Origin of the sequence: Vibrio sp. 10N.222.49.A3 (genome assembly GCF_041475145.1) — a bacterium.
Lineage (GTDB): Bacteria > Pseudomonadota > Gammaproteobacteria > Enterobacterales > Vibrionaceae > Vibrio > Vibrio tasmaniensis_A.
This window is the reverse complement of record NZ_JBFRVM010000062.1, coordinates 1-18,957: the sequence shown is the minus strand read 5'-3', so window position 1 is coordinate 18,957 and position 18,957 is coordinate 1. Positions and strand designations below refer to the sequence as shown.

19 protein-coding genes are annotated in these 18,957 nt (G+C 43.6%); 9 read left to right on the top strand and 10 right to left on the bottom strand.

Annotated features, from left to right (window positions below; translation table 11 throughout):
* Positions 1–118 precede the first annotated feature (118 nt).
* Entirely contained in the window at positions 119–1,024 is a 906-nt protein-coding gene (locus tag AB4589_RS12470) for a manganese-dependent inorganic pyrophosphatase (protein ID WP_009848785.1), read from the top strand.
* A 149-nt stretch (positions 1,025–1,173) separates the two neighbouring features.
* Positions 1,174–1,563, top strand: a complete 390-nt coding sequence (locus AB4589_RS12465) for a DUF2750 domain-containing protein (protein WP_004734596.1) — start codon at positions 1,174–1,176, stop codon at positions 1,561–1,563.
* 93 nt (positions 1,564–1,656) lie between these two features.
* Here AB4589_RS12465 and AB4589_RS12460 read toward each other — a convergent pair whose 3' ends face one another.
* The 7 genes from AB4589_RS12460 to pspF form a co-directional block, all read right to left on the bottom strand.
* A complete protein-coding gene (locus tag AB4589_RS12460) occupies positions 1,657–2,436 on the bottom strand; it encodes a DUF2927 domain-containing protein (protein WP_017098171.1) in 780 nt (259 codons plus the stop codon).
* A 36-nt stretch (positions 2,437–2,472) separates the two neighbouring features.
* Entirely contained in the window at positions 2,473–3,255 is a 783-nt protein-coding gene (locus tag AB4589_RS12455; protein WP_009848782.1) for an ATP-binding cassette domain-containing protein, read from the bottom strand.
* A complete protein-coding gene (locus tag AB4589_RS12450; RefSeq protein ID WP_371709141.1) occupies positions 3,252–4,253 on the bottom strand; it encodes an oligopeptide/dipeptide ABC transporter ATP-binding protein in 1,002 nt (333 codons plus the stop codon). Before AB4589_RS12450 ends, AB4589_RS12455 begins: the two co-directional genes overlap by 4 nt.
* Entirely contained in the window at positions 4,253–5,140 is an 888-nt protein-coding gene (gene sapC, locus AB4589_RS12445; protein WP_009848780.1) for a putrescine export ABC transporter permease SapC, read from the bottom strand. The genes AB4589_RS12450 and sapC overlap by 1 nt, the downstream gene beginning before the upstream one ends.
* A complete protein-coding gene (locus tag AB4589_RS12440) occupies positions 5,127–6,089 on the bottom strand; it encodes an ABC transporter permease subunit (protein WP_009848779.1) in 963 nt (320 codons plus the stop codon). The genes sapC and AB4589_RS12440 overlap by 14 nt, the downstream gene beginning before the upstream one ends.
* Positions 6,089–7,711, bottom strand: coding sequence for an ABC transporter substrate-binding protein SapA (gene sapA / locus AB4589_RS12435; protein ID WP_371700905.1), 1,623 nt, complete (start codon positions 7,709–7,711; stop codon positions 6,089–6,091). The genes AB4589_RS12440 and sapA overlap by 1 nt, the downstream gene beginning before the upstream one ends.
* Before the next feature lie 102 nt (positions 7,712–7,813).
* Positions 7,814–8,836: a phage shock protein operon transcriptional activator gene (pspF, locus tag AB4589_RS12430; protein ID WP_304564505.1), complete on the bottom strand. Its 1,023-nt coding sequence runs from the start codon at positions 8,834–8,836 to the stop codon at positions 7,814–7,816.
* Positions 8,837–9,152: 316 nt separating this feature from the next.
* Here pspF and pspA point away from each other — a divergent pair, with 316 nt between their 5' ends.
* The 7 genes from pspA (at position 9,153) to AB4589_RS12395 (ending at position 16,524) form a co-directional block, all read left to right on the top strand.
* Positions 9,153–9,824 (top strand): phage shock protein PspA, encoded by a 672-nt coding sequence (pspA, locus tag AB4589_RS12425; protein ID WP_010440091.1) that lies wholly within the window; start codon positions 9,153–9,155, stop codon positions 9,822–9,824.
* Positions 9,825–9,839: 15 nt separating this feature from the next.
* On the top strand, positions 9,840–10,073 hold the full coding sequence (gene pspB, locus AB4589_RS12420) for an envelope stress response membrane protein PspB (RefSeq protein ID WP_009848775.1): 234 nt from the start codon (positions 9,840–9,842) through the stop codon (positions 10,071–10,073).
* On the top strand, positions 10,066–10,452 hold the full coding sequence (gene pspC, locus AB4589_RS12415; protein ID WP_032499058.1) for an envelope stress response membrane protein PspC: 387 nt from the start codon (positions 10,066–10,068) through the stop codon (positions 10,450–10,452). The genes pspB and pspC overlap by 8 nt, the downstream gene beginning before the upstream one ends.
* A 157-nt stretch (positions 10,453–10,609) precedes the next feature.
* Complete coding sequence (locus AB4589_RS12410; RefSeq protein ID WP_372100676.1) at positions 10,610–11,644, top strand: efflux RND transporter periplasmic adaptor subunit; 1,035 nt, start codon at positions 10,610–10,612, stop codon at positions 11,642–11,644.
* Between the two features lies 1 nt (position 11,645).
* A complete protein-coding gene (locus tag AB4589_RS12405; protein ID WP_372100674.1) occupies positions 11,646–12,731 on the top strand; it encodes an efflux RND transporter periplasmic adaptor subunit in 1,086 nt (361 codons plus the stop codon).
* Complete coding sequence (locus AB4589_RS12400; protein WP_372100672.1) at positions 12,724–15,834, top strand: efflux RND transporter permease subunit; 3,111 nt, start codon at positions 12,724–12,726, stop codon at positions 15,832–15,834. The genes AB4589_RS12405 and AB4589_RS12400 overlap by 8 nt, the downstream gene beginning before the upstream one ends.
* Before the next feature lie 78 nt (positions 15,835–15,912).
* Complete coding sequence (locus tag AB4589_RS12395) at positions 15,913–16,524, top strand: DNA-3-methyladenine glycosylase I (RefSeq protein WP_372100670.1); 612 nt, start codon at positions 15,913–15,915, stop codon at positions 16,522–16,524.
* On the opposite strand, the gene AB4589_RS12390 is transcribed toward AB4589_RS12395, so the two are convergent.
* From AB4589_RS12390 to AB4589_RS12380, 3 genes are all read right to left on the bottom strand, one after another.
* Complete coding sequence (locus tag AB4589_RS12390) at positions 16,461–17,012, bottom strand: DNA-3-methyladenine glycosylase I (RefSeq protein ID WP_372100669.1); 552 nt, start codon at positions 17,010–17,012, stop codon at positions 16,461–16,463. The genes AB4589_RS12395 and AB4589_RS12390 overlap by 64 nt on opposite strands.
* A gap of 382 nt (positions 17,013–17,394) precedes the next feature.
* Complete coding sequence (locus AB4589_RS12385) at positions 17,395–17,931, bottom strand: toll/interleukin-1 receptor domain-containing protein (RefSeq protein ID WP_372100667.1); 537 nt, start codon at positions 17,929–17,931, stop codon at positions 17,395–17,397.
* 119 nt (positions 17,932–18,050) lie between these two features.
* Entirely contained in the window at positions 18,051–18,587 is a 537-nt protein-coding gene (locus AB4589_RS12380; protein WP_372100665.1) for a recombinase family protein, read from the bottom strand.
* Between the last annotated feature and the right edge of the window lie 370 nt (positions 18,588–18,957).

Below are 18,957 nucleotides of genomic sequence, written 5' to 3'. Positions count from 1 at the left end.
TTGTTACCATTGGCCAAACCCACGAAACATGACCAATCTAAAAAAATGAGGTAAAGTATGCCTAATAAAGAGAGACTCTAAAGGTAGAGTCATAATTGTTAGTGTAATAGGAAGAAACATGATTTTAGTTGTTGGTCACAAAAACCCTGATAGTGACAGTATTTGTAGTGCGTTAGTTGCAACTGAGCTTCTTAAAGCTCGTGGCGAGGAAGCGACACCAATTCGCCAAGGCGAGATCAACCGCGAAACTCAACACATTCTAGAAGTCGCTGGTGCTGAAAAGCCAGAACTTCGTACTTCTGTTGCTGGTGAGAAAATCTGGCTAGTAGACTACTCAGATCTTGCACAAGCACCAGACGATGTAGCTGATGCTGAGATCGTAGGCATTGTCGATCACCACCGTCTAGGTGACGTGATGACAGTTAACCCTATGGAAGCTTGGATCTGGCCTGTTGGCTGTACAAATACAGTACTTTTCAACATGTTTAAGATTGAAGGTCACGCTATCTCTCAACAAATCGCTAAACTGATGATGTCTGCAATTCTTTCAGACACAGTTGGTTTTGCTTCTCCAACATGTACTCAAAAAGACAAAGACGCGGTTGCTGAGCTTGCTGAAATCGCTGGCGTAACAGACGTTGATGCATTTATCAAAGCGCTTCTAATCGCTAAGACAAACATCGAAGGCCTATCTGCTGCACAGTTAGTAGAAAAAGACCTTAAAGGCTACCCATTCAACGGTCGTGATGTTGTTGTTGGTCAAGTTGAGCTTGCGACTCTTGAGCAAGTAGACGGCATGATCGAAGCTCTAGAAGCTGATCTTGAAGCGCGTTGTGAGAAAGATGGTCTAGCGTTCGCGGCAGTAATGCTGACAGATATCACTACAGCTCAAACTCGTCTTCTATACAAAGGTGAGTGGGCTGATAAGCTGGTTAAATTCGAGAAAGACGGTGTATTGATGATGGAAAATACATTGAGCCGTAAGAAGCAAGGTTGGCCTTGGCTTCAAGGCGAGCTTGTTTAACCAAGTCGCTTAATTATAAACGCCTGCTAATTTAGCAGGCGTTTTTCTTTGAAGTAGGCTTTCTTCTTCATCGATAGTGTTTGAAGTTAAAAACACTCGGCATAAAATAGCTTTAAGAACATAGTTACTGACTAAAGTAGGAAATTGAGATGACTACACAGCTAGACGATAAAAAAATCGCTGAAATCAATAAGTATACGGGTGAGCAACGCCTGAAGTACTGTGTGAAAGAAATCGTAGCGAACCGTGAAGTATGGATCTTAACCGATGAACACGGTTGTGTAATGCTGAACACAGAAGATGAAGACTGTGTTCCTGTATGGCCAAATCAAGAGTTTGCGGAGTCTTGGGCGACGGGTGATTGGTCTGAGTGTAAAGCTGAGTCTATTTCACTAAACAAATGGCATAGCCGTTGGACTAACGGTCTAGAAGACGACGAGCTTGCAGTTGTTGTGTTCCCGAACGAACAGGAAGAAGGTGTTATCTTGTTCCCGGATGAGTTCGACTTCGAGCTGAAGAAGCAGGCTGCTAAGCGCTAATTCTCTCGTCAAATTGTAAGCCAGCGTTGTCTTACCTCGGGCAACGCTGTTGTTCTATTCTTCCCTTCTAAGCTACTTTCCAACGTATTTTCGTCAATACCCAATAAGTTGATACAAAGGCGCTTGCTGTGCTGCTTTAGAAGCTTGCTGAAGTACACCTGTTTTGCTGTATCTTTTCAGTATTTTTCGCACAACTGGTTTTGCCTGTTCTTTTGTCATTCCCACTTTCAATTGAGGCTCATACAGTAGCTTTAGCAGCACTACATCTAAGGGGGATAACAAGTCTTCTGGCGTGTGATCATTGAAAATAGAAGGGTAGGCTTTATCTGAGTCATTGGGTAACCCAAGTACCTGTGTGATCTCTTCAACAATACATGCGACCAGCTTTCCTCTTGCTCTCGCTTGATCTACTGGGATCACAATTCCTGCATATACAATCTCCCCTTTGGAATTAGTTCGATAACCTGCAGTGCAGATAGCGCTGTTTAGATGCTGTGTCGATTTCAGTTTGAGTACAGTTTTGGCTTCAGCTATCCACTGACTCTGCCTTGTGTATATCCATTTAACGTTTGCATCCGATTCTCGTGTGACGATTTTAATCGGATGTTGGGTGACTTGCGATAGGTGCTGGACGTGTAATTCGGTGAGTTCTTGATGAAGCTCTTCGTCGCCGACTCGGTGATCGATCCATATCTTAATAGGTTGTTTCCATTTAGCGAGGAGCTTGTCGCCTTGTGAATATTCGTGTTGAAGTGCGACGTGATAAAAGGCAGTTTCGACGAAGGTTCTATCTAGCCATGTGAGTGGTGTGCTTGCTGCATTAAAGGACAGCAGCGCCAACAAGAGGGAAAGCATTGAAGCTCTTGGTAACATATCTTTCCCCTTTGCGGAATATAGCGCGATCACCGATTAATGGCTTGGTGCTTTATAGAAGTGGCTCTCAACTAACCTTTGTGTGATTTGGTGAGTTGGGTTAGTCAGTACTTCATGTGTTTCGCCACTTTCAACCACATTGCCTTCGTGCATGACGATGATCTTATCTGTGATGTGTTTAACAATGCCGATGTGTTGAGAAACATAAACGAACGATACGCCCATCTCTTCTTGAAGTTCTAGGAACAGATTGATGATTTGCGAACGCATCGCCATATCCAAACCATTCAACGCTTCATCAGCAACAATGATGGAAGGCTGAAGTATCAAAGCGCGAGCCAAACAAACCCTCTGCTTCTGGCCTGCAGCAAGCATCTGAGGATAGAAGTAAGCATGTTCTGGTAGAAGCCCAACACGTAATAATGTGTCCTTTACGCGGCGCATGCGGGCTTCTGGTGGCATGTTGGTATTTCGCTTCAATGGTCCTTCAAGGATTCGACCAATCTGGATGCGTGGGTTTAGCGAGGTGTTCGGATCTTGGAAGATCATTCGAATCAGTTTGCAGCGAGTTGAGTAGTCTTTGTGCTCTAGCTTTTCACCGTTCACTCGGATCTCACCTGCTGTTGGTTCCACCATACCCGCTAGCATTCTTGCTAATGTCGATTTCCCCGACCCATTCTGACCGATAAAACCAATAGTCTGTCCCGCTTCAAGGGAAAAGCTGACTGGCTTCACTGCCTGATGAATCTTTTTGCGGAAAAGACCAGAGCGAGTCGTAAAGTCTTTAGATAAATCACTGACCTCTAATAATGCACTCATGATTTCTTTTTCTTCTCCATATTCAGAGGGAAATGACAGTTAAATTTGTGGGTCTTTATACGTTTAGTATGCGGGATCTCGACACACTGTCTTTGCGCGTATGGACAACGTGGTCCAAGTCGACAACCAATCGGAAGGTGCTGCAGCGGCGGAATTGACCCTGGTAAAGATTGCAGTTTTTCTTTATGGGGAATCCAGTCGTTAAAATCGGGCATCGCTTTTAGCAGTGCAACGGTGTAAGGATGCTTTGGTACATCCAACAGTTTTGTCGTATCTGCAGACTCAACGGACTGACCGCAGTACATCACGGTTATTCGTGTCGCCCATTGAGTGATAGTCGTTAAATCGTGCCCAATGAGGAGAATTGTCGTGTTATGAAGTTGATTCATTCGGCTCAATAAGCGCAATATTTGAGACTGCGTAATCGGGTCTAAATCGTTGGTTGGCTCATCGGCAATTAGCACTTTTGGCTTGGCAGCGATCGCCATGGCGATCATGACTTTTTGACACTCACCATCGGTCAACTCATAAGAATAACTGTCCATTAGGTTAGAGTGATTTTTGATCCCCACTTTATGCAGTAATGCTATTGCTTGCTTTTTTCGCCACTTAAACCGTTGCCACCATCGACCTTCAAATGAACGCGAAGGAATCGCCTCTATTAGCTGGCGTCCCACTTTTTCGGAAGGGTCAAGACATGTCGATGGTTCTTGGAAGATCATCGCGATATCGCGAGCGATCACACGGCGTCGTTCTTTGGGCGTTAGTTGTAGCAGGTCGATATTGCCAAGGCGCATTCGGTCGGCAGACACTTTCCAGTTTTCTTTGCAAACACCAACGATCGCTTTTGCAACCAAGCTCTTACCAGAACCTGATTCACCTACTAAGCCACGAATTTCTCCCTCATTGAGGGTAATACTCATTCGATCTACTGCTTTAACCATCCCTTGAGGGGTCTCAATCTCGATGGTTAGATGTCGAATATCAAGTAACGGCATTATTCGATTCCTGCATTTAGCGCTTGGCGAACACCTTCACCGACAAGGTTAATCACGATCACTGTAAACATAATGGCTAAGCCGGGTAGAGTTACTGTCCATGGCGCAAGGTAAATCAGCTCTACAGAATCACCCAAAATTGAGCCCCATTCGGTACTGGGTGCTTGAGCGCCAAGCCCTAAGAAACCCAAGGCCGTGATATCAAGAATGGCGACTGACAATGCCAGTGTAATTTCAAGTGCCACTACAGTAAGAATATTAGGAAGGATTGAATTCCATAACAGGTAGAAGTCATTCGCACCATCAAGGCGAGAAGCCAAAATATAGTCTTTTTCTACTTCTGCATGCACGGCAATGTATACCGAACGAATAAAGCGTGGAATCAATGCCAAACATAAGGCTAGCAAGATATTAAACTCGCCAAAGCCAAGAAATGCCACGAAGATAATCGCAAGTAGCAACGACGGAATAGACATTACCGTGTCAAGCAAGTGGTTTAGCGTGCTTGATAGCAACCCACGAGTCATACCTGCAAGTACGCCAATCAGACAACCGATGACTGCTGCGATAAAGGTAATCACTACTGCGGCACCAAATGTCAGCTGAGAGCCAATAATCAGACGGGATAGAATATCTCGCCCTAAATCATCAGTGCCTAGAAAATACTCAACTGTTCCAGCCGGATCCCAAGAAGGAGGTGTTAGTAGGTGCCCCGTCTGCTCTTGAGCATCATGTGGTGCTAGCCATGGTGAAGTGATGGTGATCAAAATGATCAAGACCAAACACCATAGTCCAAACATTGCGAGATTATTGCCACGGAAGCTGCGCCAGAAACGCTCGAATTGGGTTGGAATCTGTTCTTCTTGGTAGACGTTATTTGTTAGCATACCATTCCTTCCTTACCAGAGGATTGACCATCGCGCCCAGTAGATCGGACAGTATATTCGCGGTCAAAACCAAGGTTGCTACCACAATTACACCAGCTTGAATTGAAACGTAATCTTGATTGGATAATGCATCCAGCAACCAGCGGCCAATACCCGGCCAGTTAAAGATAGACTCGGTGATGATAGCGAGCGTTAACATACTGGAGAGTTGAACGCCGACCTTAGGAATAATCGGTGGTATTGCATTTCTTAATACGTGTTGAGTGACGATCTCTCTTGTTGAAAGACCTTTGATTCGTGCGGCACGGATGTAGTTTTGAGCCATCACTTCAGCCACTGACGCTCTCATTAGTCGGATAACCTGGGTTGTTGGAGCGAGCGCCAAAACAAGACAAGGTAACGCCATATGGTCTATTACGCTCTGTAGGGCGTGTGCTCGATAGTTACCTTCGGCAAAGAAGGCATCAATCATTGCAAAGCCAGTCACGTGTTCAATTTCGTAAAGTAGATCGTATCGCCCCCCAACAGGGAACATCTCGAAGTGCAGTGAAAACACCATGATCATTAGCAATGCGACCCAAAAAATAGGTGCTGAGTAGCCTGCCATTGAAGTAAACGATATGGTGGTATCAACAAATTTTCCTTGTCTCATACCGGCTATTGTGCCGAAAGGGATGCCGATAAACAGTGCGAGTAAAAAAGCAAAGAAGCACAATTCTAACGTCGCAGGGAATACCACGACAAGCTCTTCGATGATAGGAACACCGTGTTTGCTCAGGCCGAAATTCAGCGTCGATAATTCGGTGACGTAGCTAAGCCAGCCGGGCCAAAAATCTTGAATTGCCCAAGGTGAGGTTTGGTCTAATCGAAGTAGAGCAAAGCCCACTAAAGTCAGAATTCCAAGTGTAATAATGAATAAGTTTACACGTCTTAATGTATACCAAAACATCAGTTCACCTCCCTTCTGACTTGATCAAAAGGTTGAGCATTAAAAGGACTGCGTTTAAAACCTGTTAGCGAACGATCGTGCACACGGAATTGCACGCCATGAGCGAGAGGTATCACAGGAACTTCTTCATTAAGAATGTTTTGGGCTTGTCGATACAAGTTCACGCGATGCCTTTGTTGATTAATCTCTAATGCCAAGTCGAGAAGGAAATCAAAGTCTGAGTTGCACCACATAGAGACGTTTAATCCCGCGCGTTCCGAACTACATGAGAGAAGTGGACGCAAGAAGTTGTCTGGGTCGCCCGTACTGCCAATCCAACCTGTGAGTAACAAATCTGTTGAGGAAATTGAAGACAGCTGTGTTCGGTCAAATCGGTCGTCGGTATAGAGTTTCAATTCAATACCAATATCAGCCAAGTTTGCTTGGATCAGTTCTGCCGTTTTTCTTGGACTTGGATTGTATGCGCGTGGCTCTAGTGGCACCCACATTGAAAGCTCTAACCCTGGTTCTACACCGGCCTCTCTAAGAAGTGCGATCGCATAGTTTCGATCATAGCGAACTTGAACGCTGTCTTTTTGATAAGCCCAAGAAGTAGGGGGAAGTAACGTGTAGGCTTTTGTACCTGTACCGTAGTACACAGAATCAAGAATGTTCTGACGGTTAATAGCCAAGTTCAATGCTTTACGTACTCGTGAGTCACGCAATGCAGGGTGTTCTGTGTTTAGCGCGATGAAAGAGACATTTACGGCAGGTGTGGCAGAAATCTTCAACTCTTCATGAGCTTGAATAATAGGGATCTGGCTAGAAATTGGTGAGTTCAACACGTCACACTCACTGCGGAGAAGCTTGGCAAGTGTGCCTGTCCCGCGTTGTGAAGTATCAAATACAACTTGGTCCATTTGTACTTCACCCTTCCAGTAATGCTTGTTCTTTTTCAAGCGTACAAGATCATTAATTTGATATTCATCCAAGTAGAAAGGGCCTGTGCCTACGGGCTTGGAGTCTATTTCATTTTTTTCATCTGTGGTAATCAGCTTGTTGGCATACTCTTTGGAGTGAATGACCGCATAGCTGGTGGCGATATTGTTAAGAAATGAATTATCTGGGCGACTTAACTGGAACTTCACCGTTAGGTCATCCACCGCTGTGATTTCAACAATCAGGTTTTGAAAGTCGATGCCAGCGAACCATGGATATAAACCGCCACCCACATAATGAAATGGGTTTGAACTATCAATGATACGTTCAAAACTAAAGACCACATCCTGTGCATTCATGCTGCGGGTTGGGGTAAACCAATCTGTGGTTTGAAACGCAACATTTGGGCGCAGCTTGAAAGTGTACTCTGTACCTGATTTATCGACAGACCAGCTTGTTGCCAAGTTCTGTTTTGGTCGGTAAGTCATAGGATCAAGAGTGAGCAGGGTATCGAAAATTTGAGGGCTCAGCGATTCTGAGGTAATGCCACTATCAACCAATTGTGGATTGAAGGTACTAGGATTACCTTGGCCGCAATAAATGAAGCCTTTTTCACGGATTTGCTCGTGAGTGACACTTTCACCACATCCAGCTAAAAAGCCAAGCGTGCAGATGCTAAGTGATAGTCTTATTAGTGCTTTCATAAAAAGAAATACTTTTCGAAACGAGGCGTTAGAGGAGCCTCAAGATCCCGACAATTTAACATTTTATTTATTCGGCTCCAAATAATAATCAAGTGTGGACAGCTATTTATCGTTCGCTTGTCCTACAATCGCGTACTTCCTCACCATTCCACGTAATTGGTTGTAGGTTAACCCAAGTAATTCTGCTGCTTGCTTCTGGTTGTACTTGCTCTGTTTTAGAGCTTGATTGAGTAATTTAATGTCTTGCTGCTCTTGCCATGCTTTATAATCAAGCGGCAAAGAAAATGAGTGCTCTAATGGAGTATGGCTGTTGGACAGATCATTGCCAGTTTCGTGCGTGGAATCTTGATCTATTTTCCATGTTGGTTTGAAGGGGTTAAACACCAAAGATTCAATAGGATATGGATCTTTACCGTGCTGGTAGATAGCTCGTTCAACGACGTTTTTGAGTTCTCTCACATTTCCCGGCCAAGAATAATCCAATAGTGCCTCAACAGCAGATGGAGCAAAACCGACAAACAGCTCCAATTCTAACTCTCGACACATCTTAATGGCGTAGTATTCTGCTAGCAGCGTGATGTCTTCTTTTCGTTCGCGAAGAGGTGGGATAGTAATGACATCAAACGCCAGTCTATCTAATAAATCGGGTCTGAATTCGCCTTTTAACGCCATGTCTGGTAAGTCAGCATTGGTCGCACACACCAGTCTTACATTGGCACTTAGCGCCTTTTGTCCGCCAACACGCTCATATTGCCCGTATTCAATAACACGCAATAGCTTCTCTTGAACGGCAAGGGGGGTGGTCGCTAGTTCATCTAAGAACAGAGTTCCACCTTCAGCCCTTTCAAAACGACCTTGATGACGACCTTTTGAACCGGTAAAAGAACCTGATTCATGACCAAACAACTCTGAATCAATCAACCCTTCGCTAAGGGTTGAGCAGTTCAGTGAGATCAATGGCTGGTCCCAGCGCCTTGAAAGGTAATGCAGCCTTTGAGCGATTAACTCTTTACCTGTACCACGCTCCCCGATGATCAGAATCGGTCTTTCGATTGGTGCGAGTTGAGACACTTTATCCAAAACAGAGAGAAAACTAGGGGATTCACCAATGAGATTCTGCTGCATAAATGGGTCCTTGTATGGTCTGATTTCCAATGGGCATGATATAGAGAGCTTTATTTACATCACTTGATGTAAATAGCATTAATCACAAAGTTGTAGTGGTGAAAAATACCAACACTTGGCTAAATTCATCATAGCATGGTTCGGGTTAATCAACATTTTATTGTAAGTATTTGATAAACAATGGCTTAAAAGTTGGCACGCTACTTGGATTACTTATGGTAGGTTTAACAACAGACGTAGATTTTTGAGCAAGTGGATTGAGAAATCGAAAACGATTTAAAACCTATTTGCCATTATTGCAATTAAGGAGTTTCTTATGGGTATTTTTTCTCGCTTTGCAGACATTGTAAATTCAAACATCAGTGCACTATTAGATAAGGCTGAAGATCCTGAAAAGATGATTCGCCTCATTATTCAAGAAATGGAAGACACGCTGGTTGAGGTTCGTACTAACTCAGCAAAAGCCATTGCAGACAAGAAAGAGCTAGCACGTAAAGTTGAAGCTATCGAAACTCAGATTCTAGATTGGCAGAATAAAGCGACATTAGCCCTGACTAAACAACGTGAAGATCTGGCTAGAGCGGCACTAATCGAAAAGCAAAAACTTGAAGATATCATCAAGAGTCTTCATACCGAGCAAACCTTGGTTCATGAAACCATCGAAAAACTAACCAGTGAGATCGGTAAGCTTGAAACTAAAATTGCAGAAACTCGTGCAAAACAGCAAGCACTAATGATTCGTAATAATGCAGCAAGCAATCGTCGCGATGTTCAAAAACATCTGCATTCAAGCAAAACCAACGAAGCAATGGCGAAGTTTGAGCAATTCTCACGTAAAGTGGATGAATTAGAAGCTGAAGCTGACGTTTACGCAAAAACCGGTAACGCAAAATCTTTAGACCAAGAGTTTGCAGAGCTACAAGCTCAAGACGAGATTGAAAAAGAGCTGGCGAAACTGAAGCAACAAGTTGAAAACCGCGATAAATAATTTTAGGAGTTGTCTATGTCAACATTTCTAATTGCAGGTCCACTGATTGTCTTTTTGATCTTCGTGGCACCGCTATGGTTATTCTTACACTACCGCAGCAAGAAGAAATCCAGCAATGGTCTTTCAGAAACGGATCTTCAGCGTCTGCATAAGCTTTCTGAGCAAGCTGAGTCGATGCAAGACCGAGTGAAAACGTTAGAAAAAATACTGGATGCGGAGTCACCTAATTGGAGACGAAACTATGAGTAGAGAACTGTATCGCGATCCGATTAACGGTAAATTGTCTGGCGTGTGTGCCGGATTAGCGAACTATTTTGGCCTTGAAGTTTGGTTGGTTCGTATCTTAGTGATCTCAGCCGCACTGCTAGGTGGTAGCTTTTTGGTGTTATTAGCGTATTTAGCTTTGACATTTATGCTGGAAAAACAACCACCTCAATATGTCGATCAGATGAAAGCCAAACAAGAGCACACACTCAAGCAAAAACCCTGGGAAAAAGGGCAAACAGCAGAGTCTTTGTTGGGCACTTTAGAGGGTGATTTTCAGACGTTAGAGACCAGTGTACGCAATATGGAAGCTTATGTGACTTCGGACACTTTTAAAGTCGACCGTGCATTTAAGAACATGTAGTGGTCAAGCCTCAAAAAGATTAGATAACGGTTTAGGAAAGTTTATCCCAAGCCGTTATTTTTTTTAATAATTTTGTCTAAATAAATCTTACGATAACTGGTAAGTTACATGTGATTAATCTATGTTAATAAAATATTTATAGATATGGATGATCGCAATGTACAAAGCCTCCCTAGTCCTATTGGTGACCTTATCCGGGTTGTCTGGGTGTGGTAAGGAGCTCCCTCCGGTTCCAGAACCCGAATCACGACCAGCCAAACTCTTCACCGTCTCGGTCGGTAACAATGCCTTCGAACGAAATTTTCCTGCGACTACTGAAGCGGGCGATAAAGCCGTATTGGCATTTCGAGTCCCCGGTTTACTAAAAACGATTGACGTCACTGCGGGGCAACAGGTCTCCAAAGGTGATGCATTGGCAACGCTTAATCCTGATGAGTATCAGTTGCTAGAAAGGCAGGCAAGAGCTAACTTCAAACTTGCCGATGTGCAATACCAACGTTCCATCAAGCTACGTAAGGATAGAGTGGTTTCTGAGCAAGATTTTGACCAAGCGAAAGCAAATCATAACTCTGCGAGAGCGGTTTTAAATCAAGCAAAAGCTAATCTTCGCTACACCACACTTGTTGCGCCTTATGAGGGTACTATTTCTATTATTCCTGCTGAAAACCACGAATACATCGCGGCTAAGCAAGGTGTAATGAATATCCAAACGAATCAGATCCTCAAAGTTGTCTTCTTATTGCCTGATCAATTAATTGCACGCTTTTCTGCAGGGTTTGAGACAGACGCAACTATGGTATTCGATGCCTTCCCTGAACATTCTTATGTCCTCACCTTTCAAGAAGTCGATACCGAAGCCGATCCTAAAACCGGTTCATACAAGGTCACCATGGTAATGGAGAGACCGACTGATATCGGCATCCTGCCGGGTATGTCTGGCACGGTAAACCTTGTTTCTTCACAAGCAGCGGCGACAAAAATTCCAACCTCAGCAATGATGACCAATGGAGATGATGTCTCAGTATGGCGCGTTAACAACGATGGTATCGTCGAAGAAGTTGCGATAGTCATTGATGAAAAACGTCATATTATTTCGGGTCTTAACGACGGAGATCGCGTTGTGACCTCGGGCGTTAATGGATTAGAAACTGGCGTCAAAGTTCGTGAGTGGATCAAGGAAAGGGGGCTCTAACATGAAGACAGTATCAAAAGCCATCGGCCTATCATGTTTGGCGTTGTTGACAGCCTGTAAAGACAAAGGTGTCACTGAAGTCGAAAAGCTTCCTCTTGTTAAAGCCATTGAAGTCTCCGTCTTAGACTTTAACGATAAACTCTATTTTCCAGCAGTGGCTAATGCTGCTGAGAAAGCGCACCTAAGTTTCCGTGTCGCTGGTGAGATTTTTAAACTTGATGTCAAAGAAGGTGAACAAGTTAAAAAGGGTGATGTTCTTGCCGAGTTAGATCCAACAGATTATCAGTTGGACGTTGATAACGCTCAAGCTCGATACACAGTGATTAACAGCCAATACAGACGTTCAAGTCCGTTGGTCAAAAAGGGGTTATTGGCTAAGTCTCAATTCGATGAGATTGCCGCTCAGCGTCAAATCGCTTATGCCGAGTTAGAATTGGCAAAACTGCGTTTGTCATTTACTAAGCTTCGCGCACCGGTTGATGGAATTATCTCTCGTGTCAGTGTTGACCAATACGAAAATATTCAGGTTGGCCAACAGATTGTGAATATTCACAGTGTTGAGGATGTTGAAGTTGTTATCCAATTGCCTGACCAAATCTATGTAAATCAACCAAATGAAGCGACTATCTCGAATATTGAGGCAGTAGTTAGAGTTCCAAGTGGGAATGAATACAGTGCGGGGATAAAAGAGTTTACGACTGAACCCGATCCAAACACAGGTACATTTACCGTCACGCTTGCTTTGCCTATGCCAGAAGATGATTTGATTCTTGACGGTATGGCCGTTGAGGTCACGTCAAATGGGCGTGATATCGGGTTGAAATTAAAAGCAGGCGTACTTATTCCTATTGAGGCTGTGTTTAATGCCGATGGGGATGAGTTAACTCGTCAAAACTCTTACGTGTGGATTCTTAATGACGACAATACAGTATCTAAGCAGCAAGTCGTATTAGGCAAAGCGAATCAGAAAACATTGCAGATAATCAAAGGATTAGAAATGGGGCAGCATGTCGTTGTTGCAGGCGTATCGCGATTGCGAGATGGGATGACAGTGGAAGTATTGTCTCAGGAGACGAACAATGAGTGAAGTCAATAGCAAGCCCCAAAGTGACGATCAACAGGGTGATGACCAAATCACTGGAGTGGCGGCTTATTTTATACGAAATAAGGTCATTAGCTGGATGCTATCACTGATCTTTCTTATTGGTGGTGTGTCTGCATTCTTTGGTTTGGGCCGTTTAGAAGATCCTGCCTTTACCATCAAAGATGCCATGGTAGTGACCTCTTATCCGGGAGCGGCGCCTCAGCAAGTGGAAGAGGAAGTGACTTACCCATTAGAGAAAGCGATTCAACAGCTTACCTATGTTGATGAAGTTAACTCTATCTCTAGTCGTGGCCTGTCTCAGGTTACGGTAACGATGAAAAATAATTACGGCCCTGATGATCTTCCACAAATTTGGGATGAACTTCGACGTAAAGTGAATGATTTGAAAGGTCAACTGCCACCCGGGGTAAATGACCCTCAAGTCATAGACGATTTTGGTGATGTTTACGGTATTTTGCTTGCCGTAACGGGGGACGGTTACAGTTACAAAGAGTTACTTGATTACATTGATTACCTAAGGCGAGAGCTAGAACTTGTTGATGGGGTCAGTAAAGTCTCGGTATCCGGCCAACAGCAAGAGCAAGTGTTCATTGAGATATCGATGAAACGGATCAGCTCTCTGGGTTTGTCTCCAAATACTGTATTTAACCTTTTATCCACTCAAAATATTGTTTCAAGTGCAGGTGCTGTAAGGATTGGTGACGAGTACATTCGAATCCATCCAACAGGGGAGTTCCAGAATGTTGAACAGCTCGGTGATTTGATTCTTACGGAAGGTGGCGCTCAAGGGCTTATCTATCTAAAAGATGTGGCGAATGTAACTCGTGGTTATGTTGAAGTGCCTACTAACATCATTGGCTATAACGGGAAGCTCGCACTTAACCTTGGTGTTTCTTTTGCACAAGGCGTGAACGTGGTCGCAGTGGGCGAAGCCTTTGACCGAAGGCTCGCCGAGCTGAAATACCAACAGCCCGTAGGTATTGACATATCTGAGGTTTATAACCAACCCAAAGAAGTCGATAAGTCAGTTAGTGGATTTGTAGTGAGTTTAGGACAAGCGGTTGCGATCGTAATCGTAGTGTTGCTGTTCTTCATGGGATTACGATCGGGTTTGTTGATTGGTTTGATACTGCTATTGACCGTTTTCGGTACCTTCATTTTCATGCAGTACTTCAAAATCGATCTTCAACGTATTTCATTGGGCGCGTTGGTTATCGCGCTGGGGATGCTGGTGGATAATGCCATTGTGGTGGTGGAAGGGATATTGATCGGCACGCAGAAGGGGCGAACCCGAATGCAGGCCGCTACAGATATTGTGACCCAAACCAAATGGCCACTGCTTGGTGCAACGGTTATTGCGGTCACCGCTTTTGCCCCAATCGGTTTGTCTGAAGACTCAACGGGCGAATATTGTGGCACCTTGTTCACGGTTCTACTTATCTCCTTGATGCTGAGTTGGTTTACGGCCATCTCACTCACGCCATTCTTTGCCGATATGTTCTTCAAAGGCCAGAAAGTCGATCCAGATAGTGAAGGTAAAGACCCATACAACGGGATGGTTTTTGTTATCTATAAAAACTTCCTTGAGTTCTGTATGAAGCGTGCGTGGCTCACGATGTTCGTTCTGATTATTGGTTTGGGTGCGAGTGTTTACGGCTTTGGTTTCGTAAAACAAGCCTTTTTCCCATCTTCAACCACGCCGATGTTCCAAGTTGATGTCTGGATGCCGGAAGGTACGGATATTCGAGCGACCAACACCAAACTGAAAGTACTGGAAAGTTGGTTAGCAGAGCAGGACGAAGTTGAACATATCACGACAACGGCGGGTAAAGGTCTGCAACGTTTCATGCTGACTTATGCGCCAGAGAAAAGTTATAGCGCATACGGTGAGATAACGGTTCGTGTGAAGAGTTATGAAGTACTTGAAGGTTTGATGTTGCGCTTTCGTGAGCATGTAAACGGCCAGTTCCCTGAAATTAATTACAAACTTAAGCAGATCGAATTAGGTCCTGGTGGCGGTGCGAAAATTGAAGCGCGAATTGTGGGTTCTGATCCAACGGTTTTACGTTCAATCGCAGCTCAAGTTATGGACATCATGCGTGCTGACAATGGATCGTTTAACGTTCGTCACGATTGGCGTGAAAGAACTAAGGTACTGGAACCTCAGTTCAACGAAAGCCAAGCGCGTCGTTATGGTATTACCAAATCTGATGTGGATGATTTCCTAGCGATGTCTTTCTCTGGTAAATCGATCGGTGTGTACCGTGATGGGACGACGCTGATGCCTATTGTGGCTCGTTTACCTGAAGATGAACGTGTCGATATACGTAACATCGAAGGCATGAAGATTTGGAGCCCAGCATTAAGTGAATACATCCCACTACAACAAGTAACACTAGGCTACGAATTGGAATGGGAAGACCCACTGATCATCCGTAAGAACCGTAAGCGTATGCTGACGGTAATGGCGGATCCTGACCTACTGGGTGAAGAGACAGCGTCAACTTTACAAAAACGCTTACAGCCACAAATAGAAGCAATTGAGATGCCTCCGGGTTACTCATTGGAATGGGGTGGTGAATACGAGTCATCAGCTGACGCTCAAGCGTCACTGTTCACAACTATGCCGTTAGGCTACTTGTTCATGTTCTTAATCACGGTTTTCTTGTTTAATTCGGTGAAAGAGCCTCTGATTGTTTGGTTAACGGTACCACTCGCCTTGATAGGAGTAACGACAGGCTTGCTAGCCTTGAATACACCGTTCGGTTTTATGGCGCTTCTGGGCTTCTTGAGTTTGTCTGGAATGCTTCTGAAGAACGGTATCGTACTGCTTGATCAAATTGAGATTGAGATGAAGTCAGGTAAAGACCCATATATAGCGGTTGTTGATGCGGCATTGAGTCGTGTACGTCCTGTATGTATGGCGGCTATCACAACGATTCTCGGTATGATTCCATTGTTACCGGATATCTTCTTCAAGCCAATGGCGGTAACCATCATTTTTGGTTTGGGCTTCGCCACCGTACTGACGCTAATCGTGGTACCTGTGCTGTATCGTCTATTCCATAAAATTGAAGTCTCGTAAGACGAGTGAGTCTTTGAATTAATGCCCCTGTTTAGGGGCATTATCATTTCTGAGTGATTTAAAATAGGTAGCAATAACATGGAAACAAACACTGAAGGTAGAACGTGTGCATGGGCACTGAAGCACGAACTGGAAAGGGAGTACCACGACGCAGAGTGGGGCGTGCCTGTTTATGATGACCAAGTTTTGTTTGAGTTCATTACTTTAGAAGGCGCTCAGGCGGGCCTGAGTTGGATTACGATCCTTAAAAAGCGCGAAGGCTATCGTGCTGCCTTTGATAATTACGATCTAAACAAGTTAGCCGAATTGAATGAAGACAATGTGCCACACGTCATAGAGAACTTTGATGTGGTTAAGCATAAAGGCAAGATTGCCTCTGTGTATAACAACGCTCGAGCAACGCTTGAACTGCAGAAAGAGTTTGGTTCTCTTTCAAACGCCTTATGGCAATTTGTCGATAACAAGGTGATCGAAAACCACTGGATTGAGATGACTCAAGTTCCAGCTTCTACCGAGCAATCCAAAGCGATGAGTAAGTTTTTGAAGAAGAGAGGCTTTAAGTTTGTTGGGGAAACAATCTGTTATGCGTTAATGTATATGTACTTTCTAGGTGTATTTACAATAAATCATCTCTTGAAGCAATCTTCGCTATGGTCATTAACTAACCCACAAGCTTGCATGAAAGCGTAAATCGTTGTTGTACCAAGGAATTTAAAGCCTCTCTTCTTGAGGTCTTTCGCTAAAGCATCTGATTCTTTAGTTGTAGCAGGAGGCATCTCACCTTCAGTATAGGTATTAATCAATGGCTTCCCACCAACAAACTCCCATACGTAATTATTAAAGCTATCGAACTCTTTCTGTATCTCTAGGAAGCGTTGGGCGTTGTTAATAGCAGCTATTATCTTTGCTCTGTTACAAATGATACCAACATCTTGCATCAACTCTTCTACCTTGCTCTCATCAAACTGAGATACCTTGATAGGGTCAAACTCTGCAAAGGCATTTCTATAGCCCTGTCTACGTTTAAGAATTGTGTACCAGCTCAAGCCTGCTTGTGCTGATTCAAGTACTAAGAACTCGAAGAACACCTTATCGTCATAGACAGGTTCTCCCCACTCTTTATCGTGGTACTCAAGATAGTCAGGTTTAGCACCTTCAACCCATAGGCAACGTTTCATAATAGAGCCTTCATAACAGTGAGTGATTAGCTTAACATATGTGTTAATTAAAGAATGCCAATACTCATATTTACCACATGTATATAAACCAAAGCCCCAAGGTGTATGTGTTATGGGGCTTAACTAAGAAGTGTAAAAGGGGGAAGGCGTTACTCTGTAACCCAACCGAATTTCATTGCCATTTTTTTAGCATTACTCGTTAGGCTGTACACAGTAACACTGCCACTAATTGGGCTACGCTGTATCGACGAATTGATAAGATTCTTCTCTAGTAGATTTTCCACATGTCCCTCTGCGAACATCCTAGAACAGTTAAGCATGTTGTGTAAGTCTTGAAAGTAGAAGTTGCTAGTACCAAGCTCGTATCTTTCAACCATCGCCTTTAATAGTTCAGTCTGTTTATCAGTTTACTTTCAGCTGGCTTCGATTCTGCGGTTTGATAGGGGTTAGAACCTAATTCAGGCTTTTTATATAAAGGTGAGCCATGCACTGCTCTCATAAGGTCATCTATAACAGCTTCAAATTCTTTATCATTAGAGAAATCAATATAGAGCTTCGACTTCAAAAATGTGGGTACATCGTTAGTCCCTTGTTGACGGATGATAGGGATTATCTTGTTGTCATCAATTCTAGACATCAGCGAAGACGTCACAATCATCTTCTCATAACCTACACCACCTGTACCTTTGTTGGCTTTATTTACGTAATTGCTTGTACAGACCATTATAACTCGGTCTACCTCCGCTAGTTGAGTTTCCATGAAATGGGGTAAGTCATCACCAGCCCCTAAACTCCACGCATCAATTCGAGCATCGATACCACCATTAACTAACCTAGTAGCAAGGTCGAGAACCCACTGTTTATGCTCAGCATTGTCATGGGAGTATGATAGAAAGACTTTAGGTACTGAAGTGCTCATAAATATATCCTGATAATATTCAATCACTATAATATGAAGGGTACACAAGGCAGTATCAATAGTTACACTCTATATTTTATCGCTAACCAATTGACCTAAATCACAATTAGTCTAATTCATTACTTCTGTAACCTGTTAACTGTTGCTGGCGATATGCCTAGTTGCTTTGCTGTTTGAGCAATAGACAGTGTCTGGCGTAGTTCCTTAACTTGCTCAGAGGTAGCCTTTGAAGGTCTACCAAATTTCTTACCTTTGGCTTTAGCTGCTTCTATACCTTCACGCTGGCGCTCTTTGATTAGCTCTCGCTCCATTTGTGCCACTGAAGCAAGAATGCCTAAGACGCCTTTCTGAGCGGCTGACATCGTAGAGTTGAAGCTTAGACCTTCTTTGATGAACTCAATTGATACTTGTTTAGTCGTTAGCTGTTCAACAATAACAACAGCGTCACCAGCCCCAGAACGGCATACACGGTCTAATGAGTGAATATAGAGCTTATCTCCTTCTCTAAGGTAATTAAGGCACTCAGACCATACAGGGCGGTCTATCGTAGAAGCGCTGCAATGCTCTTCAAATACCTTATCAAACTCCATACCTACTAACTGACGGTCAGTGTTTTGGTCTGTTGTTGATACTCGCTTATAACCTATCGTTGCCATTATTCTATCTCATAAAGTCTTAGGATATATGACTTGTACTATATCAAAAGTCGTTAATCAAGGTTTTGAGATAGAAAATAAAACCTATCTTAAAAGGTATACATATGAGACAGGCGCTAATCATGCATTAAAACATAGCATTAAATGCAGAAACTGTAGATTAGACATAGGATTGCAATTCTATATGCAATTAGAATAGAGCTAGATTAAGTTTGTGAGGAAATGTAGTGATAGCTGACGCTGTAACGTCCATTAGGGCATATTTGTACGAGAAAAATAGTAGCCCATTGCTAGGTAGTGTGGTTGTCTCTTGGCTATTCTGGAACGTATCCGCCCCACGAACCCACGGGGCGACTTGTCAGTGTTTGAA

Excerpts from the sequence above, each read along its gene's own strand:
- pspC (WP_032499058.1), top strand. The coding sequence starts at position 10,066 with ATGAGTAGAGAACTGTATCGCGATCCGATTAACGGTAAATTGTCTGGC.
- AB4589_RS12390 (WP_372100669.1), bottom strand. The coding sequence starts at position 17,012 with ATGAAACGTTGCCTATGGGTTGAAGGTGCTAAACCTGACTATCTTGAG.
- AB4589_RS12465 (WP_004734596.1), top strand. The coding sequence starts at position 1,174 with ATGACTACACAGCTAGACGATAAAAAAATCGCTGAAATCAATAAGTAT.
- pspA (WP_010440091.1), top strand. The coding sequence starts at position 9,153 with ATGGGTATTTTTTCTCGCTTTGCAGACATTGTAAATTCAAACATCAGT.
- AB4589_RS12460 (WP_017098171.1), bottom strand. The coding sequence starts at position 2,436 with ATGTTACCAAGAGCTTCAATGCTTTCCCTCTTGTTGGCGCTGCTGTCC.
- AB4589_RS12450 (WP_371709141.1), bottom strand. The coding sequence starts at position 4,253 with ATGCCGTTACTTGATATTCGACATCTAACCATCGAGATTGAGACCCCT.
- AB4589_RS12400 (WP_372100672.1), top strand. The coding sequence starts at position 12,724 with ATGAGTGAAGTCAATAGCAAGCCCCAAAGTGACGATCAACAGGGTGAT.
- pspF (WP_304564505.1), bottom strand. The coding sequence starts at position 8,836 with ATGCAGCAGAATCTCATTGGTGAATCCCCTAGTTTTCTCTCTGTTTTG.
- AB4589_RS12385 (WP_372100667.1), bottom strand. The coding sequence starts at position 17,931 with ATGAGCACTTCAGTACCTAAAGTCTTTCTATCATACTCCCATGACAAT.
- AB4589_RS12470 (WP_009848785.1), top strand. The coding sequence starts at position 119 with ATGATTTTAGTTGTTGGTCACAAAAACCCTGATAGTGACAGTATTTGT.
- AB4589_RS12410 (WP_372100676.1), top strand. The coding sequence starts at position 10,610 with ATGTACAAAGCCTCCCTAGTCCTATTGGTGACCTTATCCGGGTTGTCT.
- AB4589_RS12440 (WP_009848779.1), bottom strand. The coding sequence starts at position 6,089 with ATGTTTTGGTATACATTAAGACGTGTAAACTTATTCATTATTACACTT.
- pspB (WP_009848775.1), top strand. The coding sequence starts at position 9,840 with ATGTCAACATTTCTAATTGCAGGTCCACTGATTGTCTTTTTGATCTTC.
- sapC (WP_009848780.1), bottom strand. The coding sequence starts at position 5,140 with ATGCTAACAAATAACGTCTACCAAGAAGAACAGATTCCAACCCAATTC.
- AB4589_RS12395 (WP_372100670.1), top strand. The coding sequence starts at position 15,913 with ATGGAAACAAACACTGAAGGTAGAACGTGTGCATGGGCACTGAAGCAC.
- AB4589_RS12380 (WP_372100665.1), bottom strand. The coding sequence starts at position 18,587 with ATGGCAACGATAGGTTATAAGCGAGTATCAACAACAGACCAAAACACT.
- AB4589_RS12405 (WP_372100674.1), top strand. The coding sequence starts at position 11,646 with ATGAAGACAGTATCAAAAGCCATCGGCCTATCATGTTTGGCGTTGTTG.
- AB4589_RS12455 (WP_009848782.1), bottom strand. The coding sequence starts at position 3,255 with ATGAGTGCATTATTAGAGGTCAGTGATTTATCTAAAGACTTTACGACT.
- sapA (WP_371700905.1), bottom strand. The coding sequence starts at position 7,711 with ATGAAAGCACTAATAAGACTATCACTTAGCATCTGCACGCTTGGCTTT.